We start from the raw sequence: 10,878 nt of genomic DNA on the forward strand, positions 1-10,878 counted from the left end.
CTCACGCGCCGGGCTCGTCGAGGTCGCGCAGCAGGTCGGCCAGGCCGCCGGTGGCGCGGCCGACGGTCCGGGCGCTCGTGCGGACCCGCACGGCGGTGGGCTGCTCCAACCGGTGGCCCGTCGCCCGCAGCCGGGACCACAGGCCGTGGTCCTCCCCCGGGCCGTCCGGCGGGAACCCGCCGACGGCGAGATAGGCGTCGCCGCGCACGCCGAGGTTGGCGCCGTAGACGTGGCGATGCCGCTCACCGTCGGCGTGGTCGATGCCGTTGCGCACGATCATCTCGTGCCGCAGCGCCGCCCGCGGCGACGGGCCGTCCGCGCCGACCGGGGCCACCGGGTCGGCCATGCCGGCCACGCCGACAGCTCCGCGACCGGCGCGGGCGAGGTGGGCCAGCGCCCAGTCCGGTGGCACCGTGGTGTCGGCGTCGGTGGTCAGCACCCAGACCGACCGCGGCGGGTGCGGGCGCAGCCGGCGCAGGGCGTCACGCACGCCGAGGTCGCGCAGCGCGCCCACCCCGGAGCCGGCGACGATGTGCGCGGTCACCGCGCCCCGGGCCGGCCCGCGGTGACCGCCGACGGCCGCCACGTGGAGCGCGACGGCGCCCGCCCAGCCGGTCAGGATCGCGTCCACCTGCTGCGGCGTGCGGTCGGTGCACCGGTCCAGCACCACCGTCACCGCGGTCGCGACCCCGGACGGCAGCCGGCCCAGCGCGGTCCGGATGCTGGTCAGGCACGCCTCGATGTCCTGCTCCTCGTCCCGCGCGGGGACCACCACAGCGACGGCGCTCATCCGGGCGGCGCCGATCGGTGTGGCAGTCACCGCCGCCTCAGCACCTGCAGCAGGAACTCCTCGTCGACGTGGGCCATGACCGGCTCCAGCTCACGCCGCTCCGCCAGCATCCGGTGGGTGGCCGCGGCGTCGCGCGGGGCCTCGGGGGGCCACCCGCGCCAGTGCACCGCCACGACGTCGCCGCCCGGCTCGAGGGCGGCGAGGGTGCGGTCGAGCACGGCCGCCACCGTGTCGTCGTCGAGGTAGTAGAGGACCTCACTGAACACCGCGAGGTCGAGCGGGCCGAGCGGTACCCCGTCCGGCAGCGCCGCGCGTTGCACCACGACGCCGGGCCGGCCCGCCGTGGCCGTCCGGGCGCGCTCGACGACTGCGTCCACCGGGTCGGACGCCAGGAGCCGGTCGCAGCGCCCCGCCAGCTCGACGGTCAGCTCACCGGCCCCGCATCCCGGCTCGAACGCCGACGCGTAGCGCTCCCGCGGCAGCGACGCGACGACGACGGCCCGCTTGCGACGCTCGTACCAGGAGTCGGCAGCCCACGGGTCGCGGCCGCCCGCGTAGAGATCGGCGAACCGGTCGACCGGTGCCGAGGCGGTGCGCGGCTCGCGGAAGACCACGTCGGCCGCGCGGTCGACGTGGTCGAGCAGGCCCGCCGCCAGCACGGCGGGCGAGCCGTCCGGGCCGGGCCCGACCTGCGACACGTAGCAGTCCACGGCCGCGCGGCGGGCCCGGCGCGCGGCGGTGTCGAGCGGGACGGCCCGGGCGCGGTCCCACGGGATGCCCGTGTCACCCGGCTCGGTCCACGCCCACATCCAGATCGGGTACGACCACGCGTGCGCGGTCACCGGGGCGGCCGCGATCGCGGCCAGACCGGCGGCGCGGTGGTCGGGATGCGGGTCGCCCGGCCACGGGGCGAGGACGGCGTCGGCCCCGGCCAGCAGCGGCGCGAGGGCTGTGCAGAGCGCGTCGGCGCGGTCGGCGAGCCCGGAGTCGGGAAGGCCCAGCCACGTCACCGGCACGCCGTCCAGCCCCTGCGCACGCATCGCCGCGGCCAGTTCCGCGCGCCGGACGGTGGCCAGCTCGCGGCGGGCCGGGGCGTCGAGGCCGGGGTAGGCGGCCTCCCCGTCGGTCGCGACCACCAGCGCGAGCTGCGCCCCGGCCCGGTGCAGCGCCCGCAGCACACCGGCGGCGCCGAGCGTCTCGTCGTCGGGGTGGGCCGCGACGACCACCACCCGGCGGTGCGCGGCGGCGTCGAACGCCGGGAGCCCGTCCAGTGCGGGCATCCAGGCCTGCGGCGAGGTGATCGGGCGGGTAGCGCTCACGACGCGTCCCCGCGCCCCGCGGCGGCCAGGCGGGCCGCGCCCAGACCGGCGTGGTCACGCTCGCCGTGGTGCTGGCGAACGTACATGCCCAGGTCGGCGAGCGTCCGGGCCAGGTCGGCGTCGGTACTCAGTGGGCCTGGGCCGAGCATCCGCGGCACCCGGTCCAGCACCTCCCGCACCACCCGCTCGACGGCGCACCGCACGCGGGCCACCCGCAGGGCGTGGTCGGCGGCGGGGTCGGCGTCGACCCCCGCGGCCGCCCGCGACAGCTGCGCGCCGGTGGCGTCGAGCAGCGCGTCGAGCTCGCCGAGATGCGCCAGCTGGTGCGCGTCCGGGGACGCCGGCAGGTGTGTCACGGCCCGGTCCAGCAGCCCGGCGGCGCCGCCCCACCACACGGCGGCCACGCCGCCGCCCCCGATCGCGAACCCCGGTCGGTCGACGTACCACCCTGGTCGGCCGACCAGGTCCTCCCGGCCGACGGCCACCGCGTCGAACCGGACGTCGAGGGTGTCGGCCGCCGCCATCGCCGCGCTGCGCCAGGACGTGGGATCGGGACGGACCCCCTCCCGCCGGACCGCTACGTCGACCAGCCGCCGCCCGGCCGGGTCCCCGGCCACGACCAGTGCCCGGTCCACGGCGTGGGCACCGGAGCAGAACCGGACCGTGCCGTCGAGGAGGAGGCCGGCCCCCAGGTCTGCGCCCACGTCGCCGGGGCGGGCCGCCCACACCCCGTACAGGGCGGCCGGATCAGGGGTCCGCCCCGCCTCGGCGAGGATCGCCACCGCGTCGGCGTGGCCCTCCGCGAGGCGGGCGAGCGCGAGGTCGACGCGACCCAACGCGGCCAGGGCGTCCCAGCGCTGCGGGGTCGCCCCACCTCCGGGCAGGGGCAGGTCGAGCCGGCCGGCGCCGAACAGGGCGCGCAGCTCGTCCTCGACCGCGTGGCGCAGGGGCGCGTGAGCGGTGTCTCGCGTCAGGGGCACTGTCCCGGGTTCCCGGTCCTGAAGATCTCAATCTCCCCCGTTCCACGGCGTGCGGTGGACGACGGACCCGATGTACGGTGCGCCGTCGCCCGTCATGCCACGGAGGTCCCGCCGGTGAGCGAGAGAGCATCGGAGTCACTCTTCGCAGGCGGCGGCGAGATGGGCCGCGTGATGGCCGACCACGACTGGGCCGCCACCCCCCTCGGCCCGCCCGACACCTGGCCGCAGGGCCTCCGCAGCGTCGTGCGCATCCTCCTGACCTCGCAGTTCGCGATGTGGATGGGCTGGGGCGACGAGCTGGCCGTCCTCTACAACGACGCCTACCGCCGCGACACGCTCCGCGCGAAGCACCCGTGGGCGCTTGGCAGGCCCGCCCACGAGGTGTGGGCCGAGATCTGGCCCGACATCGGCCCGCGGATCCGCACGGTGATGGACACCGGCATCGCCACCTGGGACGAGGGCCTGCAGCTGTTCCTGGAGCGCAGCGGGTACCCCGAGGAGACCTACCACACGTTCTCCTACAGCCCGCTCGACGACGGATCGGGCCACGTCACGGGCATGCTCTGCGTCGTCAGCGAGGACACCGAGCGGGTGCTCGGCGAGCGCAGGCTGCGCACGCTCAGCGAGCTCGGCGACATCTCCGCGGTCACCGCCCCGACCGTGGAGGCGGCCTGCGAGGCCGCGCTGGCCGCGCTCGAGCGCGGTCGGGCAGACGTCCCGTTCGCGGCGATCCACCTCGCCGAGTCCGACGGCACGGGGAGCGTCCTGCTGCGCACGGCCCACTACGGCGTCGCCGACGACTCCTCGGTGGTCCCCGAACGGCTCGACCGCGCCACCGATCCCGGCTCCCCGGCGTGGAACGTGCTCGACACCGGGCGGACCCGGACGCTCACCGGCCTCGCCGCCGCACACCCGGGCCTGTACGCGCCAACCGCACCGCCACCGCGCGACGACCTGCCCGACTCGCTCGTCGTCGTCCCGCTTCCCGGTGGGGCGGCCGGCGGCCGGGCCGGGGTGCTGTTCGCCGGCCTGAGCCCGTTCCGGGCGCCGGACACCGAGTACCGGCGCTTCCTCGACCTCATCGCAGGCCAGATCAGCACCGCGATCGCCGACGCGCGGGCCTTCGAGGTGCAGCGGCGCCGCAACGAGGACCTCGCCGCGCTGGACCGGGCCAAGACGGAGTTCTTCACGGGGGTCAGCCACGAGCTCCGCACCCCGCTGACGCTGATCGCCGGTCCCGCCGAGGACGGGCTCGCCGACACCGACGAGCCGCTCCCCCCGGGCCAGCGCACCCGGATGGAGATCATCCACCGCAACAGCGGCCGGCTCCGCAGGCTCGTCGACGTGATGCTCGACTTCGCCCGCCTCGAGCGGGCCGCGGACGCCTCCGACCGGGTCGCGGTCGACCTGCCCGGGCTCACCCGCGATCTCGCGGAGTCCTTCGCCCCCGCCGTGCACCGCGCGGGTCTCGAACTGAGCATCGACTGCCCGCCGCTCCCATCGGCTGTGTCCGTCGACGTGGACATGTGGGAGAAGATCGTCCTCAACCTGCTGTCGAACGCGCTGAAGTACACGCTCGCGGGCCACATCCGGTTGTCGTTGCACCGCGAGGCCGACGGGGTGCGGCTCGCGGTCGCCGACTCCGGCATCGGGATCCCCGCCGCCGACCTGCCGCTGCTGTTCCAGCGCTTCCACCGGGTCCGGGGCGCGGAGGGGCGCAGCCACGAGGGCTCCGGGATCGGGCTGGCGCTGGTCGCCGAGCTCGCCGCGCTGCACGGGGGCACCGCGGGCGTGGAGAGCGAGCACGGGACGGGCTCGACGTTCACCGTCACGCTCCCGCCGTCGCTGCTGACGGGCGAGGCGCCGGCGCCGTACCGCACCTCCACCTCGGCGCAGCTCTACCGGGAGGAGGCGCTGCAGTGGAGCGGGCCGGTCGAGGACCGGCTCCCGCTCTCGCCGGTGGACGCCGGACCGGCCGCGGGGGCCACGGTGCTCGTCGTCGAGGACAACGCCGACCTGCGCGCGTTCCTCGCCCGGCTGCTCGAACCGCACTACACGGTGCGCCTCGCCGCCGACGGGCGCGCGGCGCTCGACCGCATCGCCGAGTCCGTGCCCGACCTCGTGCTGACCGACGTGATGATGCCCGGGGTCGACGGCTTCGCGCTGCTCACGGCCATGCGCGCCGACCCCGCGACGGCCACCACGCCGGTGGTGGTGCTGTCGGCGCGCGCCGGCGAGGAGGCCGCGATCGAGGGCCTCGGCGCCGGGGCGGACGACTACGTCGTCAAGCCGTTCTCGTCGCACGACCTACTGGCGCGGGTGCGGTCCAACATCGCCCTGTCCCGGCTGCGCAACCACGAGACGTCGTGGCGCCGCGCCCTGGTGGCGGCACTCCAGGACGGCTTCTACGTGATCGACGACGACGACGCGGTCATCGAGGTCAACGACGCCTTCGGGGCGATCCTCGGCTACGGCCCCGAGGGACTGCCCTACCGCATGCCCTACCCCTGGGTGCCGTCGTCCGAGGTCGACCCGGAGGCGGCCGCACTCGCCGCGCAGGCGCCCGCCGGCCGGTACAGCACCCGCTTCGTCACGCCTCTCGCCCATCGCGACGGCCGTCGCGTCTGGGTCGAGGCCGTCCACAACGTCGCCACCGACCCCTCCACCGGACGCTCCGTGCGCGTCGGGACGCTGCGCGACGTCACCGAGGCCCGGCGCGCCGAGCAGGCCAACGAGCTGCTGGCGGAGATCGGCAGGCTGCAGGGCGACGCGGGCACGTTGGCCGACCGCCTCCGTGCGATCCTGCGAGCCGCCGCACCCGTCCTGGCCGACGCCGCCGTCCTGGGCCTGCGCCGGCCCGACGACTCGTTCACACCGTTCGCGGCGGGCGACCCGCACCGCCCCGAGGTCGAGGAGCAGCTGCTCGGGCTGCCGCCGCAGCGCGCGACCGCCGACGATCTGGCCCGCCTCGCCGAGGGCGAGCCGTACGTCGTGGACGCGCCGCCCGACGCGCCGCTCGCGACCCGCACCGCGCTGCTCAGCCCCCTGATGGCCGACGGCCGGATGCTCGGCACGCTCGCCTTCCTGTCGGCCACCGGATCGCACCGCTTCGACGCCGCCGACCGTGCGCTGGCCGCCGAGATCAGCCGCCGGGTCTCCCGCCTGGTCGACACCGAGCTGGCGCGGGCGCAGGACCGCCAGGTCCACCGGATCGTCGCCGAACTGGGCACGGCCGCCACCGTGGACGAGGCCGCGCACGTGCTCGTCCACGGGATCGCCGACCTGCTCGGCGCGGAGGCGGTGGGCGCGCTGATCCAACGGCCCGGCCGGGGGCTGGAGCTGGTCCACCAGGTGGGCTTCTCCCCCTCGATCGTCGCCCGGTACGAGTTCTCGCGCGCCGACGAGACGCATCCGCTGGCCGACTGCGCCCGCACCGGCACGGCCGTCTGGCTGCACGACATCGACGACTGGGCCGCCGCGTACCCGCATCTGATCGCGGAGCACGACGGCATCGCCTTCGCCGGGTACGCGGCGCTGCCGCTCGTCGTCGGAACGCGGGTGGTCGGAGTGTTGTCGATCGCCTTCGCCACGAGCCGGAGCTTCGAGGAGAACGAGCGGGAGCTGGCGGGGTCGCTGGCCTCCCGCGCGGCGCTGGCGTTCGAACGGCTCACGCTGGCCGCCATGCGCGACGAGGTGGCCGACACCCTGCAGCGCAGCCTGCTGCCGAGCGCCCTGCCCGTGCTGTCCCGGCTCGATCTGGCCGCGCGCTACCTGCCGGCCGCGTGGGGCAGCAAGGCCGGTGGCGACTGGTACGACGTCCTGGAGCTCGACGACGACCGCGTGGCGGTCGTCGTCGGGGACGTGGTCGGCCAGGGCCCGTCGGCGGCCGCCGTCATGGGCCAGCTCCGCAGCGCGCTCGCCGCCCACCTGCTCCACGAGCAGCCGCCGGCCACGGCGCTGCGGCTGCTCGACCGGTTCGCCCAGCGGATCGACGGCGCCCGGGGCAGCTCGGTGGTCTGCCTGGTGATCGACACCCGCACCGGGGTACTGCGCTGGGCCCGGGCCGGGCACCCGCCCCCGCTGGTGCTCGACGAGGCCGGCGCGCGCTACCTCGACGACGCAGAGGGGTGCGTGCTCGGTGTGCCCGGGGCACCGCCCTTCACCGAGGGCGGGGCCGTGCTGCGACCCGGGGCGAGCGTCCTGCTCTACACCGACGGCCTCGTCGAGCGGCGCACCGAGATCATCGACGACGGGCTGGACCGCCTCGCGGCCGCCGCCGGGGCCCACGCGTCCGATCCGACACCCATGCTCATCCCGGCGGTGCTGCGCGACGTCGTGGACGGCGCCGGGCCCGCCGACGACATCGCCGTGCTCGTGGCGCGGCTGCGCCCGGGAGCCCTGGTCGAGGACCTGCCGGCCCTCGCGACCGGGCTCCCGGGCATGCGACGGGCGGTCCGCGCGTGGAGCGTGGCCTCGGGGCTGGGCGACGAGCAGCTGGACGACCTCCAGTTCGCGCTCGGCGAGGCCGTGAGCAACGCCGTCGAGCACGCCTACCGCGACGAGGCTCCCGGCACCGTCCGCTACCGCCTCGAACGCACCGCGTCGGGCGACGTCAAGGGCGAGATCGTGGACACGGGCACGTGGCGTCCCGTCCCCGCCGATCCCGGCCACCGCGGACGCGGGCTGGAGATGATCCGCGCCCTGACAGAGGACGTGGTGGTCGAGACCCACGACGGCGGCACCACCGTCCGCTTCACAGTGCCCGGCCGCACGGAGCCCGCTCCCGCGGGGGCCGGGGACACCGCGCCGACGCCGGCCCGTCGCGAAGAGCCTCCCGCCACGTGCGAGCTGCGCATCCACCGCGAGCCCGGCGGTGACCTGCGGATCGAGCTGACCGGCGCGCTCGACCTCGCGACCGTGACCCCGATCGCCGCGCAGGTGGACGACACGGTGCGCACGGCCCTCGCCGGGGTGGTGCTGGATCTGCGGGGGGTGACGTTCCTCGGCAGCGCGGGCGCCGGGCTCGTGCTCGGCGCGGCGCACGCCGCGGGCGGGCGGCTCCGGCTGCTCACCGACCCGGACGGCGCCCCGCACCGCATCCTGGCGCTCACCGGGATCGGCGGGCACGTACCGATCGGACCCGCCCCCGAGCTCGCTGGGTAGGTTGCCGACCGTGTCCGATCCCGATCAGGCTCCCGAGCAGGAGCAGCTGCTGACCCTCACCACCCGGCGCGAGGGCGAGGCCACCGTCGTGACCGCCACCGGCGAGGTGGACCTGGTCACGGCAGGCAGGCTGCAGGACGCCACGGCGGCCGCGCTCGCCGAGCCGACGGCCGTGGTGGTGGTGGACCTGACCCACGTCACGTTCCTCGGGTCGTCCGGCCTGTCCGCCCTGGTGGCCGCGGCCCGCACCGCCGCGGCGCGCCGGGAGCCGCTGCGCGTGGTGGTCGACCACACCCGTCCGGTGGTCCGGCCCATCGAGGCGTCCGGGCTCGACGGGTTGCTGAGCCTCTACACCGACGTCGAGGACGCTCTCATCGGGCCGGAGGCCGAACGGCGGGGCTGACCGTCGCGCCTCAGCGGGTGGTCGCCACGACGTCGGCCAGCACGTCGAGCGCCTCGGCGAGCAGGGGCTGCGGGATCGCGAGCGGCGGGAGCAGCCGCAGCACGTTGCCGTGGCTGCCGCAGGTGAGCACGATCAGCCCGGCCGCGTGGGCGCCGGCGGCGATCGCCTTAGTGGTGGCCGCGTCGGGGCCACCGGTCGCCGGGTCGACGACCTCGACCGCGACCATCGCCCCGCGCCCGCGCACGTCGCCGATGCGGGGGTCGGTCGCCTGCAGCGCGCGCAGGCGGTCGAGGAGCATCTCGCCGATCGCCCGGGCCCGCCCGACCAGGTCGTCGTCGCGGATCGTGCGCAGGGTCGCCAGCGCGGCCGCGCAGGCGATCGGGTTGCCGCCGTAGGTGCCCCCGAGCCCGCCCGCGTGCGGGGCGTCCATGATCTCGGCGGTGCCGGTGACCGCGGCCAGCGGAAGCCCGCCGGCGATCCCCTTGGCGGTGGCGATGAGGTCCGGCACGACGTCCTCGTGCTCGCAGGCGAACATCGCGCCGGTGCGGGCGAAGCCGGTCTGCACCTCGTCGGCGACGAAGACGATGCCGTTCGCCCGGGTCCAGTCGCGCAGCGCGGGCAGGAAGCCGGGCGCGGGGACGATGAAGCCGCCCTCGCCCTGGATCGGCTCGATCACCAGCGCGGCGAGGTTGTGGGCCCCGACCTGGCGGTCGAGGATCTCGATCGCCCGCCCCGCGGCCGCCGGGCCGTCCAGCCCGTCCAGGAACGGGTAGGACATCGGAGCGCGGTGCACCTCCGGCGAGAACGGACCGAAGCCCTCCTTGTAGGGCATGTTCTTCGCGGTCATCGCCATCGTCAGCGACGTGCGGCCGTGGTATGCGTGGTCGAACACGGCCACGGCTTGGCGGCCGGTGTGCGAGCGGGCGATCTTGACGGCGTTCTCCACCGCCTCGGCGCCGCTGTTGAACAGCGCGCTGCGCTTCTCGTGGTCGCCGGGCGTGATCGCGTTGAGCGCCTCGGCCACGGCGACGTAGCCCTCGTAGGGCGTGATCATGAAGCAGGTGTGGGTGAACCGCCCCACCTGGTCACGCACGGCGTCGACCACGGCGGGGGCGCTGTTGCCCACGCTGGTCACGGCGATGCCGGACCCGAGGTCGATGAACGAGTTGCCGTCCACGTCGACGAGCACTCCCCCGCCCGCCGCGGCCGCGAAGACCGGCATGGTCACGCTGACGCCCGCCGGCACCGCTGCCGACCGGCGCGCGGCCAGCTCACGGGAGCGCGGCCCGGGGATCTCGGTCACCAGCCGTCGCTCCTGGGGGAGAGTGGGACCGCCGGTCGTCGACACGCGGGCGGTGACGGTGGCGGACATGGTGTCTCCTCGGGACGGGCCGATGCGGTGGGACGACGGTAGGCCGGTCCCGGTCCGAGCACAGGGTCCCGTGTGCACCATCTGTGATGATCAATGGTGCGAGACTGACACCCGTGCCCACCCTTGCCGAGGTGCTCCGGACCCCGTCGCTCGACCTGAGCGTGCTCGTGCCGGGCGACCCGGACCGGCCGGTGCGCTGGGTGGCGGCGAGCGAGCTCAGCGACCCGACGCCGTTCCTCGAGGGCGGCGAGATCCTGCTGACCACCGGTCTCACCACCGCGGGCTGGGACGCGGAGTGGCACGGCTTCGCCGGTCGCCTGGCCCGAGCAGGCGTCGTCGCGCTCGGACTCGGCATCGGGCTCACCCACCACGACGTCCCCGCGGCCCTGGAGCGGGCGGCCGCCGGCGCCGGGCTGGCGCTGTTCGCGGTGCCCAGGGCGGTGCCGTTCGTCGCCGTGACCAGGGTGGTGGGGCGGCTCGTCGAGCAGGAGGAACAGCGGGCGCTGCGCGACGCCCTGACCGTGCAGCGGCGGCTGACCCGTGCCGCCGCCACCCCCGAGGGGCCCGCCGAGATCCTGCGGACCCTCGCCGCGGTCGTCGACGGTGACGCCGTGATCTGTGACCCGGACGGCGCCGTGCGGCTGCGCGACCGGCCGGGACCGGTCCTGCCTGCGGAGATCCGGGAGCGCATCGCCCGGCTGCGCCCGGCCGGCCTGCGGGGGTCCGACAGCGCGTCCGGGCCGCCCGCGGGGGCGCTCGTCCAGCCGCTCGGGCTGACCGGGCGGCCGCGGGCCTACCTGGTGGTGTCCGCGTCACGGCCGTGGGGCGCCGGCAACCGCGGCGCCGTCGCC

The 10,878-nt window shown here is 76.3% G+C and carries 7 protein-coding genes; 3 read left to right on the forward strand and 4 right to left on the reverse strand.

The features are described from left to right. Nucleotide 1 precedes the first annotated feature (1 nt). From JWR81_RS05115 to JWR81_RS05125, 3 genes are read right to left on the reverse strand one after another with little or no spacing between them, the layout of a single operon-like run. Complete coding sequence (locus tag JWR81_RS05115; RefSeq protein WP_297647166.1) at nucleotides 2-820, reverse strand: glycosyltransferase family 2 protein; 819 nt, start codon at nucleotides 818-820, stop codon at nucleotides 2-4. Then, on the reverse strand, nucleotides 817-2,109 hold the full coding sequence (locus tag JWR81_RS05120) for a bifunctional PIG-L family deacetylase/class I SAM-dependent methyltransferase (protein ID WP_297647169.1): 1,293 nt from the start codon (nucleotides 2,107-2,109) through the stop codon (nucleotides 817-819). The genes JWR81_RS05115 and JWR81_RS05120 overlap by 4 nt, the downstream gene beginning before the upstream one ends. Further along, nucleotides 2,106-3,089, reverse strand: coding sequence for an acyl-CoA dehydrogenase (locus JWR81_RS05125; RefSeq protein ID WP_297647172.1), 984 nt, complete (start codon nucleotides 3,087-3,089; stop codon nucleotides 2,106-2,108). The genes JWR81_RS05120 and JWR81_RS05125 overlap by 4 nt, the downstream gene beginning before the upstream one ends. Before the next feature lie 114 nt (nucleotides 3,090-3,203). Between JWR81_RS05125 and JWR81_RS05130 the strand changes: the two genes are divergently transcribed. Both JWR81_RS05130 and JWR81_RS05135 read left to right on the forward strand, forming a co-directional pair. Then, nucleotides 3,204-8,252, forward strand: a complete 5,049-nt coding sequence (locus JWR81_RS05130) for a SpoIIE family protein phosphatase (protein WP_297647175.1) — start codon at nucleotides 3,204-3,206, stop codon at nucleotides 8,250-8,252. Between the two features lie 10 nt (nucleotides 8,253-8,262). Further along, complete coding sequence (locus JWR81_RS05135; protein ID WP_297647178.1) at nucleotides 8,263-8,655, forward strand: STAS domain-containing protein; 393 nt, start codon at nucleotides 8,263-8,265, stop codon at nucleotides 8,653-8,655. 10 nt (nucleotides 8,656-8,665) lie between these two features. On the opposite strand, the gene gabT is transcribed toward JWR81_RS05135, so the two are convergent. Further along, a complete protein-coding gene (gene gabT / locus JWR81_RS05140; RefSeq protein ID WP_297647181.1) occupies nucleotides 8,666-10,027 on the reverse strand; it encodes a 4-aminobutyrate--2-oxoglutarate transaminase in 1,362 nt (453 codons plus the stop codon). Nucleotides 10,028-10,140: 113 nt separating this feature from the next. Between gabT and JWR81_RS05145 the strand changes: the two genes are divergently transcribed. Beyond that, a partial coding sequence (locus JWR81_RS05145) for a PucR family transcriptional regulator ligand-binding domain-containing protein (RefSeq protein ID WP_297647184.1) occupies nucleotides 10,141-10,878 on the forward strand: 738 nt, incomplete at its 3' end.

The organism is Pseudonocardia sp., assembly GCF_025965585.1.
Classification (GTDB): Bacteria; Actinomycetota; Actinomycetes; order Mycobacteriales; family Pseudonocardiaceae; genus Pseudonocardia.